The 17738-nt window shown below is 70.5% G+C and carries 16 protein-coding genes; 11 read left to right on the forward strand and 5 right to left on the reverse strand.

From position 1 onward, the window contains the following. Positions 1 to 168 precede the first annotated feature (168 nt). The 5 genes from ACIA8F_RS01980 (at position 169) to ACIA8F_RS02000 (ending at position 6513) form a co-directional block, all read left to right on the forward strand. The gene (locus ACIA8F_RS01980; RefSeq protein ID WP_399376209.1) at positions 169 to 1479 is read left to right on the forward strand and encodes a DUF3631 domain-containing protein; all 1311 of its coding nucleotides are present in this window, start codon (positions 169 to 171) and stop codon (positions 1477 to 1479) included. A gap of 633 nt (positions 1480 to 2112) precedes the next feature. Continuing rightward, positions 2113 to 3057 carry a DUF2637 domain-containing protein gene (locus ACIA8F_RS01985; RefSeq protein ID WP_399376210.1) on the forward strand — a complete coding sequence of 315 codons (945 nt, stop codon included), beginning with the start codon at positions 2113 to 2115 and terminating at the stop codon, positions 3055 to 3057. Positions 3058 to 3298: 241 nt separating this feature from the next. Next, positions 3299 to 3823, forward strand: coding sequence for a plasmid mobilization relaxosome protein MobC (locus tag ACIA8F_RS01990; RefSeq protein ID WP_399376211.1), 525 nt, complete (start codon positions 3299 to 3301; stop codon positions 3821 to 3823). Next, positions 3824 to 5491 carry a relaxase/mobilization nuclease domain-containing protein gene (locus tag ACIA8F_RS01995; protein WP_399376212.1) on the forward strand — a complete coding sequence of 556 codons (1668 nt, stop codon included), beginning with the start codon at positions 3824 to 3826 and terminating at the stop codon, positions 5489 to 5491. A 149-nt stretch (positions 5492 to 5640) separates the two neighbouring features. Then, entirely contained in the window at positions 5641 to 6513 is an 873-nt protein-coding gene (locus tag ACIA8F_RS02000; RefSeq protein WP_399376213.1) for a ParB N-terminal domain-containing protein, read from the forward strand. A 65-nt stretch (positions 6514 to 6578) separates the two neighbouring features. Here ACIA8F_RS02000 and ACIA8F_RS02005 read toward each other — a convergent pair whose 3' ends face one another. Genes ACIA8F_RS02005 through ACIA8F_RS02015 form a run of 3 tightly spaced genes read right to left on the reverse strand, consistent with a single transcriptional unit; the run spans position 6579 to position 8996 of the window. After that, positions 6579 to 6959: a hypothetical protein gene (locus ACIA8F_RS02005; RefSeq protein WP_399376215.1), complete on the reverse strand. Its 381-nt coding sequence runs from the start codon at positions 6957 to 6959 to the stop codon at positions 6579 to 6581. Further along, positions 6943 to 7563, reverse strand: a complete 621-nt coding sequence (locus ACIA8F_RS02010; protein WP_399376216.1) for a GNAT family N-acetyltransferase — start codon at positions 7561 to 7563, stop codon at positions 6943 to 6945. Before ACIA8F_RS02010 ends, ACIA8F_RS02005 begins: the two co-directional genes overlap by 17 nt. 23 nt (positions 7564 to 7586) lie before the next feature. Beyond that, the gene (locus ACIA8F_RS02015; RefSeq protein WP_399376217.1) at positions 7587 to 8996 is read right to left on the reverse strand and encodes a hypothetical protein; all 1410 of its coding nucleotides are present in this window, start codon (positions 8994 to 8996) and stop codon (positions 7587 to 7589) included. A gap of 384 nt (positions 8997 to 9380) precedes the next feature. Here ACIA8F_RS02015 and ACIA8F_RS02020 point away from each other — a divergent pair, with 384 nt between their 5' ends. The 6 genes from ACIA8F_RS02020 (at position 9381) to alaS (ending at position 15829) form a co-directional block, all read left to right on the forward strand. After that, positions 9381 to 10214, forward strand: a complete 834-nt coding sequence (locus tag ACIA8F_RS02020; protein WP_399376218.1) for an aspartyl/asparaginyl beta-hydroxylase domain-containing protein — start codon at positions 9381 to 9383, stop codon at positions 10212 to 10214. A 50-nt stretch (positions 10215 to 10264) separates the two neighbouring features. Next, complete coding sequence (locus ACIA8F_RS02025) at positions 10265 to 11137, forward strand: hypothetical protein (RefSeq protein ID WP_399376219.1); 873 nt, start codon at positions 10265 to 10267, stop codon at positions 11135 to 11137. After that, a complete protein-coding gene (locus tag ACIA8F_RS02030) occupies positions 11134 to 11733 on the forward strand; it encodes an LOG family protein (RefSeq protein ID WP_399376220.1) in 600 nt (199 codons plus the stop codon). Before ACIA8F_RS02025 ends, ACIA8F_RS02030 begins: the two co-directional genes overlap by 4 nt. Then, positions 11730 to 12281 (forward strand): orotate phosphoribosyltransferase, encoded by a 552-nt coding sequence (locus tag ACIA8F_RS02035; protein WP_399376221.1) that lies wholly within the window; start codon positions 11730 to 11732, stop codon positions 12279 to 12281. Before ACIA8F_RS02030 ends, ACIA8F_RS02035 begins: the two co-directional genes overlap by 4 nt. Continuing rightward, a complete protein-coding gene (locus tag ACIA8F_RS02040; RefSeq protein ID WP_399376222.1) occupies positions 12278 to 12949 on the forward strand; it encodes an HAD family hydrolase in 672 nt (223 codons plus the stop codon). Before ACIA8F_RS02035 ends, ACIA8F_RS02040 begins: the two co-directional genes overlap by 4 nt. A 225-nt stretch (positions 12950 to 13174) precedes the next feature. Continuing rightward, positions 13175 to 15829: an alanine--tRNA ligase gene (gene alaS, locus ACIA8F_RS02045; protein ID WP_399376223.1), complete on the forward strand. Its 2655-nt coding sequence runs from the start codon at positions 13175 to 13177 to the stop codon at positions 15827 to 15829. Between the two features lie 79 nt (positions 15830 to 15908). On the opposite strand, the gene ACIA8F_RS02050 is transcribed toward alaS, so the two are convergent. Next, positions 15909 to 16451: a GNAT family N-acetyltransferase gene (locus ACIA8F_RS02050; RefSeq protein ID WP_399376224.1), complete on the reverse strand. Its 543-nt coding sequence runs from the start codon at positions 16449 to 16451 to the stop codon at positions 15909 to 15911. Positions 16452 to 16711: 260 nt separating this feature from the next. Beyond that, positions 16712 to 17374, reverse strand: coding sequence for an HAD-IA family hydrolase (locus ACIA8F_RS02055; RefSeq protein ID WP_399376225.1), 663 nt, complete (start codon positions 17372 to 17374; stop codon positions 16712 to 16714). Positions 17375 to 17738 lie beyond the last annotated feature (364 nt).

Here is a 17738-nt window from a genome sequence, read left to right on the forward strand (position 1 = left end):
ACTGTTCGTCTTCCCCCGCCGCAGCTGACTGCCCGCGAGCGAGGGCGAAGCGCCTGGCGGGCCAACGCCACAGGCGGCCCCCGTCACCTCCCCCACCCGCGAACCACCCGGCAACCCGGTGCCCGGCCGCTGCCGCATGCCCGCAACCACCCAACAAGGAGCTGCCACTTGGAACCCACCACCCCCGACGCCGAATCCGCACCCACCCCCACGCCCGCCGCTGCCAACGAGCCCTGGCCCGTGACCGCGATACCCGGCCGCCAGGGCGCCCACCTCCAGGACCCCCGGCCTGTGGAGGCGGCAACACCCCAGACCCCCACAGCACAGGACCGGCCTGCCGAGGCGAAGCCACGCCCGATCGGGCCGCTTCGTGAGGGCGAGCAGGTGCTGGCGGAGCTGCGGGGCCAGCTTCGGCGGTATGTCGTACTGCCCAGCGAGGACGCCTTCACGGCGGTGACCTTGTGGGTAGCGGCCACGCATCTGCAGACCGCTTGGCAGCATGCGCCGCGTCTGGCGGTGGTCGGTCCGGCGAAACGCTGCGGGAAGTCGCGGCTGCTGGATGTGGTCACGGAGACGGTCCACGATCCGCTGGTGACGGTGAACGCCTCGGCTGCCGCGATCTTCCGGTCGATCACCGAGACGCCGCCCACGCTGCTGGTCGATGAGGCCGACACGCTGTTCGGGTCGGCGAAGGTGGCCGAGAAGAACGAGGAGATGCGCGGCCTGCTGAACGCGGGCCATCAGCGCAACCGCCCGACCCTGCGCGTGTCCGGCCCGAACCATGAGGTGTCGAAGTTCCCCACCTTCGCCATGGCCGCGCTGGCCGGCATCGGTGACCTCCCCGACACGATCATGGACCGGTCGGTGGTGATCCGGATGCGGCGGCGCGGGCCGGGCGAGAAGGTCGCGGAGTTCCGCAGCGCCCGCGACATCCCCGCCCTCCACGCCCTGCGCGACCGCCTCGTGGCCTGGCTGGCCCCGCTCCACGCCGCGGCGATGGAGCTGGCGCCGCCGATGCCGGTGGAGGACCGCGCCGCCGATACGTGGGAGCCGCTGGTCGCCATCGCCGACCTCGCGGGCGGCGAATGGCCGATCCTGGCCCGCACCGCCTGCGCGGTGATGACGAGCCATGAGGCGCAGCGGGACCAGGACAGTGGCGGCACGGGCATCCGCCTCCTCGCCGACATCCGACGCGCCTTCGCGGGCGAGGGTGATCCGCCGGTGATGCGCACGGCCCGGCTGCTGGACATCCTGAACCAGGACGAGGAAACGGCCTGGGAGCAGTACACGGCCAAGGGCCTGACTGCCCGGGGCCTGGGGATCCTGTTGCAGGACTACAACATCAGCTCGGCCAACCGCCGTTTCCACAACGGCGACCAAGCCAAGGGCTTCACCCGCGAGCAGTTCACCGACGCCTGGGCGCGCTACTGCCCCCAGCCAAAGCCGGCACCCCAGCCGGGATCCGCCACCGGCGCCTGACCCGGCACGACCCGTCGCGTCCCGTCGCATCGCAGGTCAACCCAGGGACGAGTGGCAGGGCCGCAACGAGTCGACTCGACATCAAGACTCGACCCGTACCTGCTCTGACCAGCCCGGCGACGAGTCGCAACGAGACCGCGCCACCCCGAGGTGCCCCTCACCCAGCCCTGCCCTGCCCCGGTACGGGTGAGGCCGCCCCATCCCTCCGTCGCGTCCCGTCCCACTCGTCCCCGCGCGACCCGGCGCGGGGACGAGCGGGAAGGCGACGACGAGCCGAAGCGACATCAGCAGGCCTCTGACCTCGCCAAACCCGCCAGCCATGGCGTGCGGCCACCGGTAAGGGACTCCCCGGAGCTGGTACGGGTCGGTATCCGTCCCGACCCGTACCCCACTCGTCTCACCGGCCCGGCACGCAGTATCGGGCCGGTGAGACGAGTCGACTCGACATCAGGACTCCACCCGTACCTGCGCTGACCAGGCCTGCGACGAGTCGCAACGAGACCCGCCACCCTCAGGCGGCCCAGCCCAGCCCTGCCCGGCCCTGCCCCGGTACAGGTGAGGCCGCCCCCATCACTGCCCTTGGAGTACAGCCGCTTGTCCACACCCACCGCGGATGCGCCGCGCGGTCATCGCGTGAACCACAAGGGACGCATCACCCTCGTCATCGGCCTGGTGGCCGTCGTCCTCATGGCCTTCCGGGTCTCGTGGAACGCGCTGTCCGACGTGGCCCGCGCCATCGGCGCAGACGCCGCTGCCGCCCTGCTCTACCCGATCGTGGTCGACGGGCTGATGGCCCTCGCGCTGGTCGCCGCGCTCGTGCTGACCGGCGCCGACCGCAAGTTCGCGCTGCGGGTCCTGGCTGCCTACACGATCGCCAGCCTCCTGTTGAACTACGTGCACGGCCTCGTTCCGGCCCTGCACACGGCGTCGGTCCAGTGGGGCCGACTGGCCAACTGGGATCCCGCGAACTGGGCCCTCGTACTGCTGGCGACCTCACTCCCGGTCGGGTCGATCTACTTCGGCTCGGACCTCGTGGCGAAAGTGCTGCACCACAACCCAGAGTCGGCCGACGCTGCCGAAGTGGCCTCTGACCAGTCGGTTAGCCCGCAGGCTGACGAGTCGGCCAGCGAGCAGGCCGCACAGTCGAGGTCTGACCAGGCCGAGTCGGCCCCCGAGCAGCCGACCGAATCGACCCCCACGAAGGTAGCCGAGGCGCCCTCGACGGGGCCGACCGAGGCCGACGAATCGGCTCCCGCTCCCCCTGCCCGACCGCCCCGGTCGGCTGCCGTGGCGGAGTCGACCGGAGCCGCCCCGCGTCGGGCGACCGGTCGGGTCCCCGCCGCCGCCAAGTCGACCACCGACCGCACCCGCACAGACGCCGAAATTCTCGCCGAGGCTCAGCTCCTGACCGCCGACTGGAGCGACGACCAGCTGACCGCCGAGCGTCTGCGCAGCGAACTACGGATCGGCCAGATCCGCGCCCGCAGCCTGCGCGACCAGCTGCAGGCCGAGCGGACCGGCCAGGCCGGGCCACTCGACGGACTCGACGAAGCCGCCTTCCCCACCAGCGCCGTCTGAGCCCCGTAAGGGCACTGACCGCCTGGCCCTTCCGGCTCTTCCCGTGACCCCGTGCAACCGAGCACGGGGCCGCGCACAGCCAACCACCCGGCACCAGCACCCCACGGAGAACCGATCCATGCACGATGCGCACCGCGAACTTCCCACCACCCAGCAGGAGATGATCACCGGCCTCAACAGCCCAGCAAGGTATGGCGTTGGACCGTCCAAGGGCCGGTCCAACGCAGCCTCCGCCCCGGGGGTGGCGGAGACAGAACCCCGGCGCGAGGGCGCACCGGGGCAGGAGGGGGCGGTCGTCGACGCCGGACCACCGGTCGTCGTACGTGCCGCTGACGCGGCCGCGCTGTACCGCGTCGCCCGCCGTCGTGCCCGTCAGGAAATCCAGCGCACCCAGCGTGTCGACGTCCGCTACAGCGCCGACGAGAAGACGGAGATCCTCGCCGAGGCCCGTCGCCTCGGCCTCGCCGGCGCGCACCTCGTCGGCGCGATCGTCATGGCCTACCTCGACGGCCACTTCGAGATCCCCGGCCAGCGCACGTCCCACGACGACCTGATCGACGAACTCGTCGCCCTGCGCGCGGAGATCGCCCCGATCGGCAACAACGTCAACCAGATCGCCTTCAAGCTCAACTCCGGCGGCCGTCCCCACCCTGTGGACAGTGCCGTCCTGGCCCAGGCCGACCGTGTCCTCGCCCTCGCCCGGACTGCTGCCGAAGCGATCGAACTCGCCGCCGGCCGGACGGCCATCGCGAAGCGGGCGGCCTGATTGATCGCGAAGATCGGCAAGGCCGGCGCCAACACCCGAGGCGTCCTGAACTACCTCTACGGCCCCGGCCGCGCCAACGAGCACACCGACCCCCACCTCGTGGCCTCGTGGGACGGCTTCGCCCCCGACCCCGGCCGCGACGAGACGGCTACCCTCGCCAGGCTCGCCAGCGTCCTCGACCTGAGGGTGAAGCAAGCAGGAGACCGCGCCCCGGAGAAGCACGTGTGGCACTGCTCGGTCCGGGCCGCGCCCGAAGACCGAACCCTGTCCGACGACGAGTGGGCAACGATCGCCCGCCGGGTCCTCAACGCCACCGGCATCGCACCGGCCGGAGACCCTGACGCCTGCCGGTGGGTCGCGGTCCGCCACGCGGAGGACCACATCCACATCGTGGCCACCAAGGTCCGAGGCGACCTCACCAAACCCCGCAACTGGAACGACTACCTTCGCGCGCACAAGGAACTGGCCGCGATCGAGAAGGAGTACGGCCTGCGCCAGGTCACACTCGGCGACCGCACCGCAGCCAAGAAGCCGACCCGCGCCGAACAGGAGAAGGCCCGCCGCACCGGTACGGCCACTACGCCCCGCGAGAGGCTGCGCACCACCGTCCGTACCGCGGTAGCGGCTGCCACCAGCACCGAGGAGTTCTTCACTATCCTCCGCAGCACCAAGGTGCTGGTGGACATCCAGCACTTCCCCTCCGGCGACATCCGCGGCTACAAGGTCGCCCTCCCCGGTGACACCAACGCCCAGGGTGAGCACGTGTGGTTCTCCGGTTCCACCCTCGGACCCGACCTGTCCTATCCGAAGATCAGCGAACGCCTTGCGCCCACTGAAACCGCTTCCACAGATCGGCACCCTGGGCGTCGGCGTACGGCGTGGCAGCAGGTCACCGCAGCGGCCGACCGTATCCCCGATCTGCTGACGGAGACCGATGACCCTGCGGGCCAGGCGCACATCACCGTGCTCGCCGAAACCCTCGATGTCCTCCCCCTGATCGCCCCTGCCGCCTACAAGCCGCAGCTCGCTCAGGCAGCCGCGGCCTTCGAGCGGGCCAGCCGTTCCCGCATCCGCGCCCGCCATCAGCAGGCGCAGGCCACACGCCGGGCCATCAAGGCGATCGTCCGTGAGCCCGCGCCCAAGGACGGAGCGCTCCTCGCGATCCTCCTCGACGCCGTCTTCCTCGCGGTCGTAGCAGCGCAGCACTGGCACCACACCCGCCACCACGACCAGCAGGCCGAAGCCGCCCGCCAGGCAGCCGAACACCTGCACGCCGCCTACCAGGCAGCCACCGTCCAGCCCCTGACGGTGGTCCACCAGCGTGGCCTACGCCTGGCTCTACCCGTGCAACAGAGGCAGGTTGTCCTCGTCCGCCAGGCCCTGCCGGACCTGGCCGAGCAGATCCTCGCCGAACCCGGCTGGCCCGCCCTCGCCGCCACCCTCACCGACAACCAGAGCGCCGGCCACGACCCCGCCGCCCTGCTCACCCAGGCCGCCCGTCACAGGGAGCTCGACACCGCCGGCTCCCTCAGCGAAGTCCTCGTCTGGCGACTGCACCGCCTCGCCGACCTGAACCCCCAACCCGCCACAGGTGCCGCACGCACGTCAGCCCCGCCCCGGGTCACCAAACCTGTCACATCCGCCGACCGCCCCCGCAGGACCCGATGACACCAGCCACCCCACCGCATCCCTCAGCCCGCGCTCCCCCAGCAACGGCATACCTCAGCCCACACCCGCCGCACCCTTCCGGGCCTGCGGCAACACCAGCCGACAAGGAGCCACCCCTGAAGATCCACCCCTACGCCGACACATTCCCGATGCTCACCGAGGCCGAACTGCACGACCTCGCCGAGTCCATCAAGATCGAGGGCCAGCTGAAGCCGATCATCCTCGACCACGACGGCGTCGTTCTCGATGGCCGAAACCGCCTCGCCGCCTGCAAGCGCGCCGGCATCGAACCCCGCTTCACCACATACGACGGTGACAGCCCCGCCCGCCTGATCTTCAGCAACAACGTCGTCCGCCGGCACATCAGCAAGGGCCAGCAGGCCATGATCACCGCCATGGCGTGTTCCGGTTCGGGACACTCCCTGCGGACCCAGGCCAAGCTCCACGACATCAGCCGTAGCCGCCTCTCCGCCGCGAAGGTCGTACTCCAGCACGCCCCCGACCTCGCCGAACGAGTGCGCCTCGGCACACTCGGCCTCGACGCCGCCCACGACCAGGCCCGCGAACGCAAAACCCACACCGAAGCCCTCCTCGCCCAGAATGAACGCCTGCAGCAGCACGCCCCCGACCTCGCCGAGAAGGCCGCCGAGGGCCACCTCACCCTTGACGCCGCCATCGCCGCCCTCGACAGACGACTCGAAGGGGAACGGCTCCGCCAGCGCGTGAGGGACTGCGACGCACTCCTCCTCGCCGACCGCGACGCCACACCCGTCTTCAGCCCGCTCGCCGACCGCGGCGACATCACCTGGGGGCAGGCAGCCCAGCTCGCCGAGGAACACCTCACCCGTCGGCACGAGGCCATCCTCCGCACACAGCAGGCCCTGCAACTGATCGCCGACAACTGGGCCGCCGTCCGCGACCTCGCAGCCCGACACGACACCCCCTATGCCCAGGAGATCCTCGACGGCCTGACCCCCGAAGCGCACGCACTCACCACATACCTGACCACCACGGCCGCCTGACACAAACAACGCCTGTGGGGCCAGCGCAGAACGCGTTGGCCCCACAGGCGTTGTTCCCGACCTGGTCACGTCCGGCTGCGTCGGTGGCGACCCCGCCCGCGGACACCCGACCTGTCTTCCCGACTGCACTCGGGCCGATGCGCAGGGTACCCAGGGTTGTCGTGGAGCTGGAGGGACTCCCAGACGCGTTCTTGGATTTCTCCGATGCAGAGGCCGCAGGCGTACATGGGTGCCTGGGCTCCGGCGACACTGACCGGGCCGATCCACAGAACGCGGGTCTGTCTCTGCCCGCAGTACAGCCAGCAGGTTCCGTCGACCCAGTGGTTGCCGTCGTCGGTGGCCGCCGGGTCGGGCAGGCCGCCGCGCGCGAACTCGGCGATGCCGGGGATCACCGGGTGGCGCGGCAGGCCCAGCTCGGGCCGCACCAGCTCACGGTTCCTGTCCACTGTCACCGTCAGGTGAGGTCGCCGGCGCCGCAACATCGACGGCAGTACCCGCCTCAAGGGTGTCGATCGGTGTCCACTCGTGCTCCAGGATCGAGTAGGTGATCGAGTCTCGCCAGGCTCCGTGAACGAAGACGTGATCGCGGATCCGCCCGTCCTCGGTCATGCCCGCACGCAGAAGCGTGCGGGCGGATGCCTCGTTGAGCGGCGAACGCGCAGCCCAAATGCGGTGCAGGCCCAATTCCTTGAAGCCGAGCGCGCACAGCAGGTGGACGGTCTCCGTGCCGAGGCCCTTGCCCCACTCCGCGGGGTTCAAGGCGAAGCCGATGGTGGCTGCCTGCTGCGGTTCGGTCGCCAGGCGCGCGTAGCCGATCAGCCGATGTTCGCCGAGCGGGGTGATTGCGAGGCAGTACTCGGTTCGCGGGGTGTCCTTCGCGGAGGCGATGGACCGGTCGATGATCCCCTGGGCCTGGTCGCGGGTGCGGGGCTCGAAGCTGAGGTGCCGGGTGGCCTCGGGGTCCCCGTAGATGGCCAGGAGGGCCGCAGTGTCCTCGGGTTCGACTTCGCGCAGCGCCAGGCGGGGGCCGGGCAGGTGGACTGGGGTCATGCTTTCGGAGCCTACCGGCGGGGTCATCGGACGAGGACCGACGTCGGGGTGGCCGTGAAGGCTTCGATCTCCTCGCGCAGGCTGGCTGCCGCGCCTCGGCTTCGCCGGCCCTCGGCCTTCAGCGCGTCGTGGACCCGCTGGGCGCTGCTGGTGATGCCGAAGTTCCGCTGCTCGATGGGGAGGTCGAGCACGGGCTGCACCGCCTCGATGGCGCCTTCGATCTCGCCCCGGGCGATGCGGGCGAGGGCGAGGTCGGTCTGCGCGCCGGCCTCGTCACCGAAGGCCCATTCGTCCTCCGTGGCGCTGCGGTACGCGGCGACGGCGGCCTCCGACTGGCTCTCGCCGAGCGCGGGGTCCTCGCTGAGGTGCACGGTGGCCTCGGCGATGTAGTACAGCTGGCGGGGCACCGGGAAGGTCATGATGCCGCCGAAGGCATCGAGGTCGTCGGGTTCGAGCGTGGTGCGGGCCTCCTCGGCCTGCTGGATGGCGGTGCGGGTGGCCTCGCCGTCGCCGAGGAGCGCGTGGGCGCGGGCGGAGAGACAGGCCAGCCAGACGCTGGTGGTGCCGCGGACGCTCCCGGAGGTGCTCTGGCCGAGGGTGGCGTAGTCGGCGGCCTCGGAGGGGCGTCCGGCCCAGTAGGAGATGAGGGACTGCAGGGAACGGACCCATGCGCGCATGGCGTGGTGGTCGGCGTTGTCCGCGCACACGAAGGCGGTGCGGGCCTGCATCATCGCCGCGTTCGGGTTGCCCAGGTCGTGGCTGGCCTTGGCGAGCATGCCCGAGGTGATTCCGGCGAGCAGGTAGAGCTCGCGGGCCTGCAGGGGCTTGACCCGGCCGTGTTCCAGCAGCCGGAAGGTGAGGTCCTGTACCTCGACCAGATCGCCGAGCAAGGTCGGCAGCGCCAGCTTCGGGTACGCGACGGTCAGCCGTCGCACTTCGTCCTGGATCTGGCCCAGGGTCTCCGGTCCGACACTGCTGCCCTCCGCCATCGCGGTGAACCGGAGCGCACGACGAGCCGCCATCGCAACCTGCCTTTCCAATTCTGTGGTGCCCGCCTCGAAGCGGGTCTCGCTGCTGAACGGACCACCGGCAGGCAGCACCTGTGCCTGCTCGGATGGGAGGAGGACAGAGCTGAGCCGCAGCGGTGGGGTGACGAGGGAGGACTCGACCGGGGTCGTCGGTGAGGCGGCGGGTGCGGGTGCAGGTGCGAGGAGGAGATCGACGCTGACGCCGAACATGGCCTCCAGTACCCGGCACTGATCCGGGTACGGGCGTGTCTTCACCGCGCCGGCGTACCAGCGCTCGAACTGCCGCTTGGAGACGGACAGACCCCCGAGCGACGGGTCTTTCTCGTCCAGCGCCAGGCGGTGGGCCGCTTCCTCGAACCGGAGCAGAAAGGTCTTGTAGACCTGCCAGTGTCTCCGCAGGGTCAAGACCCTTAAGAGCGTGGGAGTTTCAGCCACTACAGATCCCCTCCGGTCCCTGTTCGTCTGGTCTGACGATAGCCCCGGCCGATCGGCGGGAAACCCTTTCCGCGGGCCCACGGAGCAGATGACGGCAGCCATGACGGTGGTGATGACGCACCACGACATGGACCGGCCTTCCGGGCGGGAACGAGGACGTCCTCGCGACGGCAGCGGCGTCGTATCCATGCGCTCCGGCACGTCGCCATGCTGGGCGGCACTTCGCTTTCCGTGTACCGCCGACAGCGAAGCGTGAGACCGGGAGCGCGGCTACAGCGCTACCCGAGCAACCCCCCATCCAGCACCACGTGCCCGCCGGCCCACGACTCGGGGGCCGGCAACGGGAGGGAACTGATGGACAACACCGTGACCGCTCTGGCCGGGCAGATCGCCCAGCTGGACTCCGTCGATCTCGCTCAGCTGGAGCGGATGCGCCACGAGGCCCTGACCGTCCAGGCCCCCTGGAAGGCGGAGTACGGCGCCTACCAGTCGGGCGGCTGGTGGACGACCTCGCTGATGAACGTCTCCGGCGATGCCGCCGACGTGACGATCGGCGACTGCGCAGCCAAACCGACCGAGCTGCTGGCCCAGATGCCGGCCACCTCCGCACTCCTGGACGAACTGGGCCTGAACTACATGTGGGTGCGGCTCGCGCGGCTGGAGGCCAACGCCTTCCTCTGGGAACACCGCGACTACGACGAGCTCGACCAGGTCGAGCGCCACCGGCTGCACATCCCGCTGCACACCAACACGTCGGCGTTCCTCGTCACCGGCGGCACCAAGGTGCACATGAGCGGTGGACGGATCTGGCGGCTGACCCCGACGTACGCCCACGGGGTGTGCAACCTGCTCGGCCCAGACCGCATCCACCTGATCGCAGACGTGTACGCCGACGACGCCTACCGGCGGCTGGCTCGGCACCCCTCGCTCCACCCCGGCACCGCCGAACCGCTGCCCTCCGCGAACCACGCGGTCCTCGCCGAGCGGCTGCAGGCAGCCCGGAACATTGCCGAGCTCGGCTACACGGAAGCCGCCGAGCGGATGCTGCTGAGGCTCTTCTACACCTACGCACTGCCCGAGGGCGCGGCCTACGACCTGATCGCCGAGCTGCACACCTCGCTCGGCGACATGGAGGCCGCGACGCGATGGACGGCGGCCAAGCGACGCCTCCTCGTCCTCACGGCCTGATCGGCCGCCCCCGCAAGTCCACCCCGCCGGAATCCGAACGGAGGACGCGCATGCCCACCCTGCAACTGGCCGAACTCACCCACGCCAACCGACCGGCCCAGCTCCCGCTCCTGGCGAGCCTCGCCGACATCCTGGCGACCTCGCGGGCCGTCACCCACCTGATGATCCGGGGCTCGCTGGCCCACGGCACCGCCGACCGCCTCTCTGACGTCGACTTCGTCGTCGGCGTCCACGACGCCCAGCTGCCCGCGTTCGTGAAGGCCCTGGACGATCTGATGTCCATCGAGGCCGGCGCCCTGCTGCCCGGCTGGCGCGACACGATCGTCGCCGACCTTGGCGGCGTCGGGATGGTCTTCCTCGTCCCGGACGACGGCAGGCTGCACCAGATCGACCTCTACCTCGTGCCCGCCACACGCATCCCGCGCCTGCGCGCAACGGTCGCCACCGCCTCGATCCTCGACCGAGAGCCGACACCCGCTGGACCCGAGGCGGTCCGGGCAGCCGGGAGCTTCGCCGCGGAGTTCCTCGCCCGGCCGCGTACGTGCACCGAGCTGCTGATCGAACACCTGGTGCTGGCCGTACTGCTGCACAAGCGCATCAAGCGGGGCCAGCGGTTCGTCGCCTACTCGGAGTGGCACCGGCTCCACACCGCGACGAAGGACCTCATCAAGGCCGCTCTGGCCCCGGCGTCCCGGTTCTGGGGCTGGTACCAGCTGCGCGAGGAGATCGCCGTCACCCCGATCGGCCGGGCCTGCCTGGGGGACCTGGACGCGGCGATCAGCGGGCCCGCCGTGCCGACGGCCCCCGACGTCGTGGCGGCCATCGAGCGGATGCTCGCCCTCGTCGAGCGGGCCTGCCCCGAAGCCCTTGACGGCCTGGGCGATGCCATCGCCGCCTACCGCACCTACCAGGAGCTGGTGTGAACGCACTTCACCTCGCGGGCCCGGCCACCAGCTGGGCCCGCGAGGGCCTGACCGCCGTCTTCTTCGGCGGCGTCGTACCCGCCTCCGCAGAGGAGGAGAAGCTGGCTGAGGAGGTCGGCCGCGCCCTGGCCCAGGCCGGCTACTCGCTCCTGCACGGCGGCTACAACGGGCTGATGGAGGCCGCCGCCCGCGGAGCGAGCTCTGAGGGAGCGATGGTCACGGCGGTCACCCTGATCGGCAAGCACGACGAGTGGGGACCGTTCAACCCGCACGCCACCAGCTCGGTCCACCTGCCCGACCTCGGCGCACGGATCAACCACTACCTGGCACACGCGGATCTGATCGTCGCGATGGGCGGCGGCGTCGGCACTCTGCACGAACTGACCGCCGCCCTGTACTACGCGACCACCATCCGGCCCGTACCGATCTTCCTCACCGGGTCGGCCGCCCTTCGCCTGCTCACATTCCTGCGGCAGGAGAAGTGGCTGTACGAGACCCCGACGCGGCCACTCGGCTACCTCACCGCCGTCGAGTCCGCCGACGCCTTCCACGCCTGCCTCGCCACGCTCGACACAGCCCCGATCGGAGGAGCATGACCACCAGCCCGTCGCTGGCCGGCCTCACTGCCCGGCTCACCGAAACCGCCTGCGTCACCGCCCCGTTCCACCTCGCCGACGGCGCCCGGCTGGACGCCTACTTCGACGAGTACCGTCTGGCCGCCGACCCCGCGCTCCTGCACGACACCGCCGCCGCCCTGGCCGACCTCGTGCCCGACGATGCCCGACTGCTCGCGGGCATCGAGCTCGGCGGCGTCCCCCTCGTCGTCGCCCTGTCCGCTGCAACCGGCCTGCCCGCCGTCTTCCTGCGCCGCCGCCCCAAGGGCTACGGGTCCCACCGGCAGATCGAGGGCGCCCCGCTCGACGGCCGCCGTACCGTCCTGGTCGACGACGTGGTCCGCTCCGGTGGCCAGCTGTTGAAGATGGCCCGCACCTTGCGGATCGCCGGAGCTCCCGTCACCGACGCGTTGTGCGTGCTGGAGCGCCCGCTCGGAGGCCGCATGCTTCTGGCAGAGCACCACGTCACCCTGCACTCCCTGCTCACCGAGGCCGACGTGCCACCCGTGCAGGGCGGTGATGCCGCGTGAAGCGGGCCGTGCTCTTCGACCTCGACGGGGTCCTCCTCGACAGCCGCACCGCCCAACTCGCCACCCTGGCAGGCTTCGCAACCTCCGCTCTCGACTGCCGCGTCACCACCGACGACCTCCCCACCGGAGCCCTGACCAGGCCACGCGAGCAGGTACTGGCCGAACTCGGCCTGAGCGGGGTGATCAACGAAGACGGCTGGGACGCCGCCACCGCAACGGCCGGTCTCCACACCGAGACCTTCCCGTTCGTCGGCGAGACCCTCACGGCCCTCCGGGCCGCCGGCGTCGCCACGGCCATCGTGACCCTGCGAAGCCGCCGCAGGGTCGACTGGCTCTTACCCCCGGACATCCTCGACCTGATCGACACCATCGTCTGCTTCGAGGACGCGACCCCCAAGCCCGCCCCCGACGGGCTGCTGCTCGCCCTGCGACAACTCGACGTCGCGCCGAAGGACGCCGTGTTCGTGGGCGACACGGACATCGACATCCACGCCGCCCGAGCGGCAGGCATCAGGGCAGTCGGCGCCGGCTGGGGCTTCGCCGGCCCCGACGCCCTCACCAGGGCAGGCGCCGACCTCGTCCTGCCACACGCCGCCGCGCTCGCCGACGTACTGCTCCTCCTTCTGGCGGGAGCAGAGCCTTCCCACCAGAACACCAAGCGATCTTGACGCCTGACCCGCTACTCTCGGTGGTGCAGCGCGCACAGGGCCGTCGGGTCCGCGTGGGCTGCACCACCTGTGAGCAACGGATCTGGAGTCATGGTCTACACCGTGGGGGCGCGAGCTATCTGCGTCGAGCTGGAGAACTGAGAACCACTCAGTCCCCGTTCTCGGCCCGGCTCGGCGTGTGATCGACCCCCACCTCTCCACGACTCTTCCGTGAGGGCCACACCCATGCGTTCGACGCAGATCCGCTCCACCTTCCTGGACTACTTCACCTCGCGCGGCCACCGCCAGGTCCCGTCCAGCCCCCTCATCCCCTCCGACCCGACCCTGCTGCTGGCCAATGCCGGCATGAACCAGTTCAAGCCCTACTTCCTGGGCGAGGTCACCCCGGAGAACCGCCGCGCCACCACCATCCAGAAGTGCGCCCGCACCTCCGACATCGACAACGTCGGCCGCACCAACCGGCACGCCACGTTCTTCGAGATGATGGGCAACTTCTCCTTCGGCGACTACTTCAAGGCCGACGCCATCGCCTACGCCTGGGAACTCCTCACCGAGGGCTACGGGTTGGAGAAGGACCGGCTCTGGATCACCGTCTACGAGGACGACGACGAGGCCGAACAGCTCTGGCGCAAGATCGGTGTCCCCTCGGAGCGCATCCAGCGTCTGGGCATGGAGGACAACTACTGGTCCATGGGCGTCCCTGGCCCTTGCGGCCCCTGCTCGGAGGTCAACTACGACCGAGGGCCGGCCTTCGGCCGTGAGGGCGGACCCGCCGTCGACGGCGAGCGCTACGTGGAGATCTGGAACCTCGTCTTCATGCAGTACCAGCGCGGCGAGGGCGACAAGAAGGGCAACTTCCCGATCCTCGGCGAGCTCGCCCAGCAGAGCATCGACACCGGACTCGGTCTCGACCGCCTCGCCGCGATCCTCCAGGACGTCGAGAACGTCTGCACCACCGACCTGCTTATGCCCACCCTGAACACCGTCCAGGAACTCGCCGGCCGCGACTACCCCGGCAGCGCCGAGGAGAAGGTCTCCTTCCAGGTCGTCACCGAGCACGCCCGCTCGATCGCCTACCTCATCGCCGATGGCGTCCTGCCCTCCAAGGACGGCCGCGGCTACGTCCTGCGCCGCCTCATGCGCCGCGCGATCCGGCACGCCCGCCTGCTCGGCATCGACCAGCCCGTCCTCGCCCCCACCACGGCCAGCGTGATCGCCAACCTCGGCGACGTCTGGCCCGAACTCACCGACCAGGCCAACCTCATCGAGCAGGTCGTCACCGCCGAGGAGGAGTCCTTCACCCGCACCCTCGCGCAAGGCACCCGGCTCCTGAACGCCGCGATCACCCGCACCCGGGAGAGCCGCTCCGGCTCACTGCCGGGCGAGACCGCCTTCGAACTCGCCGACACCTTCGGTTTCCCCCTGGAGCTGACCGTCGAGGCCGCCCACGACGCCGGCCTGACCGTCGACGAAGACCGCTTCGCCACGCTGCTGGACGAGCAGAAGAAGCGGGCCAAGACCGGCGGCAAGGCCAAGACCGCCGACGCCTTGCGCCGCCAGGACACCTACCGGGAGCTGTCCGCCCACCTGCCGCGCACCGACTTCCTCGGCTACGAGCACCTCACCGCCGAGGTCACCGTGCTCGGCCTGATCTCCGGCGGGGCCGTCACCACCAGCGCCCCCGAGGGCTCCGAGATCGAATTCGTCCTCGACCGCTCGCCGTTCTACGCCGAAGCCGGCGGCCAGATCGGCGACACCGGCACCCTGCGTACCGAAGACGGCACCCTGCTGCGGATCACGGACACCCGGTACGGCCTGGAGGGCTTCCGCGTCCACAGCGCCCGGGTCGTCGAAGGAGAGCTCCGCACCGGGGCGAGGGGCGAAGCCGCTGTCGACGCCGACCGCCGCAAGGGCCTCATGCGCTCCCACTCGGCCACCCACATCCTGCACGCCGTCGTACGCGCCACCCTCGGCGATCACGCCCGCCAGCAGGGCTCCCTCGTCGAATCCGACCGCCTGCGCTTCGACTTCGCCCACTTCTCCGCCGTCACCCCCGAGCAGCTCGCCCGGATCGAAGCCGCCGTCAACGGCCACGTCCTCGACGACCCTGCCGTCCGCGCCTGGCACGCCGACCGCGCCGAAGCCGAGGCCGCCGGCGCCATCGCCCTCTTCGGGGAGAAGTACGGCGACACCGTCCGCATCGTCGACATCGGCGACTTCTCCCGCGAGCTGTGCGGCGGCACCCACGTCGCCCACGGCTCCCAGGTCGGCGCCTTCCGCCTGCTCAGCGAGGGCTCGATCGGCTCCAACCTCCGCCGCATCGAAGCCCTGACCGGCCACGGCGCCTTGCGCCACCACGACGTGGAGCGCCGCATCCTCGAAGAGGTCTCCGCCCTCCTCGGCACCCGCCCGAAGCAGGCCGCCGAGACCCTCCACAAGCGCCTCGGCTCCCTGGCCGCCGCGGAGAAGGACCTCTCCCGCCGACGCGAGGCCGACCTGCGGAGCCAAGCGGAACAGCTCGCCTCCTCCTCCCGCCAGGTACCCGGAGGCCGGATCGTCTCGCAACGGGTCTCCGGACTCGGCGCGAGCGACCTGCGCAGCCTCGCCACCACCACCGCCGACCGCCTCCGCAGCGACCGCGCGGTGGTCGTCCTCGGCACCGAGCACGACGGCAAGGCCCTACTCGTCGCCGCCATCACGCCCGGCGTCCTCGACTCCGGAACCCAGGCCAGCCACATCCTCGCCTCGGCCGCCCGCACCGTCGGCGGCGGAGCAGGCGGCACTGGCCCGATCGCCAATGCCGGAGGTCGCCGCGTCGAAGCCCTCGACGAAGCCCTCAGCCTCGCTGTCCAGGAAGCGACCCGCGCCCTCGACCAGTAGGTGATCCACGCGGGAGGCACACGGCAAGCGAACGCCCCAGCCGGGGCCGCCGCCTGCAGCGTGCCTCCCGCCATCACGATCAGCGCGGCACCAGGTCCTTCAAGAGGACCACGCTGTCGTAGTTGGTTACATCCCACCGCCAGGCACCCACAGGAACGTAGCCTCGTCGGCGGTACCAGCCGACGAGATCGGTTGCCTGGGACGAGGTGTCGATGACGACCTGCGCGGCGCCGCGAGCGGCGACCCTCGCTTCGGCAAGTGACAAGAGCCGCTGGCCCAGCCCAGTACCTCGCTGAGACGGATCCACCGCCAGCTGCCAGAAAGACCCCACGCCAGTCGGCGCAGGGTAGCCCTGCGGGGCCACGTATGGAGTTGCAACAGTGACCGTCCCGACCAGCGACTCCCCCTGAAGCGCCAGCCAGCACTCGCCGCCCCGCAGGCGGTGAGCCGTGTCCTGCGGAGACTGGTACGAGGCGAAGAAGGCCCGTCCGGCGGCAGCGTGATCGGCGTACGCACGGTGGAGCAGACAGGTCAGCTCGCGCACCGAATCTTCCTCGGTGAAGAGCCTGATCACGGCTTCGCCGGACGCCGTACGTTTCGCTGCCTTCACGGGTTCAGTCACAGCGTCGGCCTCCAAACCACCGATCCGCTGAAGCGGCTCTGACCTGGACGCTTCGTCCACACGGGGCGGGCGCCTGCCAACCTCAGCTTGCGCCAACCGACACCGGAACGCTCGTCGAGCGAGGCGGGCAGCGCCAATCTGCCAGCCGCTTCATGCGTCCGGCTCCTTGCCGTCGCCGTGGACAATTTGGGCTTCGCGCGACCACCGCACCCATGGGGATGGCCGAGGTCGCCGCACCACTGATCAGCCGAAAGTTGCAGTCACGCTGCGAGGACCGCGCGAACTCCCAGAAGGGCCTCAAGCTCCGCGACGGCCTCGTCCTCACCGGTGGCGTGGACGGTGGTGATTCCCAGCTCCGCGGCTGGCGGAAGGTTCACAGCGTGATCGTCCACGAACACACACCGCTCGGCCGGCAGACCGATGCGGTCCAAGGTCAGCCGGTAGATCTCCGGATCAGGTTTGGCCATGCCGACCAGCTCGGAGACGACGTGGACATCGAACAGGTCCCAGATTCCGACGTGCTCGTACGGGTTGAAGGGGTCCAGGCCGAAGCTGTTGGACAGCAGGGCAATCCGATGACCAGCCGCCCGTGTGGCACGGGCAAGGGCAGCCATCCGACGAGCCGCGGGCACCCCGGCCCACGCCCGGCCCATCAGGTTCACCGGGTCCACGTGTGCACCCAGCAGCGGGGCAGTCCCCTCGTTCCACTCCGCCTGCCCTATCTCCCCGACCTCCAGGGCCGCGTACAGACGCCGGCCCTCCGGGTGGTTGTTCAGGGTGCTGCGCCAGGCTTCCGGCGCCAGCCCTTCGGATACGCACCACGCACGGTGGACAGCGAGAGGGCTGGCTGTGAGCACTCCGGCGAAGTCGAGGATCAGGCCGAGCTGTTCACGCCCGCCGACGCTGTCAGTGCTGTGCGGCATCCGGTGGCCGTCCCTTCCACGATTGGTCTCACAAGGGACGCTACCGCGCACCCAGACAGGCGGAGCATGGGGGAAGGCCCCGAGCCCTCCAAGCGTCCGCTCACGCTCTCAGACACGAGCCAATCCCCCATCGGCGGTGGTCCGGCTCCGCCATCTTTCCTTGTCCACCACCGCGCTGCCGCAGGGTGCGCCCCACCATTGCCCACAGCGAACGATCGACTCCTGCGCACGCAGTCACCACACAGCACCGCGAACCACCGCACCGCCGCCCCCGTACGCCATCGCCGCGCTGACCTCCAGGATCCGGACGTCGTCAACACCAAGCCCGACAAAGCCATCGACGGCTACACCGGCCGAGCATGCC

This window comes from Streptomyces sp. NPDC051563 (assembly GCF_044454225.1).
Classification (GTDB): domain Bacteria; phylum Actinomycetota; class Actinomycetes; order Streptomycetales; family Streptomycetaceae; genus Streptomyces.

What these genes read in the sequence shown, in the direction of transcription:
- ACIA8F_RS02000 (WP_399376213.1), top strand. Translation starts at nt 5,641, where the DNA reads ATGCTCACCGAGGCCGAACTGCACGACCTCGCCGAGTCCATCAAGATC.
- ACIA8F_RS02020 (WP_399376218.1), top strand. Translation starts at nt 9,381, where the DNA reads ATGGACAACACCGTGACCGCTCTGGCCGGGCAGATCGCCCAGCTGGAC.
- ACIA8F_RS02035 (WP_399376221.1), top strand. Translation starts at nt 11,730, where the DNA reads ATGACCACCAGCCCGTCGCTGGCCGGCCTCACTGCCCGGCTCACCGAA.
- ACIA8F_RS02055 (WP_399376225.1), bottom strand. Translation starts at nt 17,374, where the DNA reads ATGCCGCACAGCACTGACAGCGTCGGCGGGCGTGAACAGCTCGGCCTG.
- ACIA8F_RS02025 (WP_399376219.1), top strand. Translation starts at nt 10,265, where the DNA reads ATGCCCACCCTGCAACTGGCCGAACTCACCCACGCCAACCGACCGGCC.
- ACIA8F_RS02010 (WP_399376216.1), bottom strand. Translation starts at nt 7,563, where the DNA reads ATGACCCCAGTCCACCTGCCCGGCCCCCGCCTGGCGCTGCGCGAAGTC.
- alaS (WP_399376223.1), top strand. Translation starts at nt 13,175, where the DNA reads ATGCGTTCGACGCAGATCCGCTCCACCTTCCTGGACTACTTCACCTCG.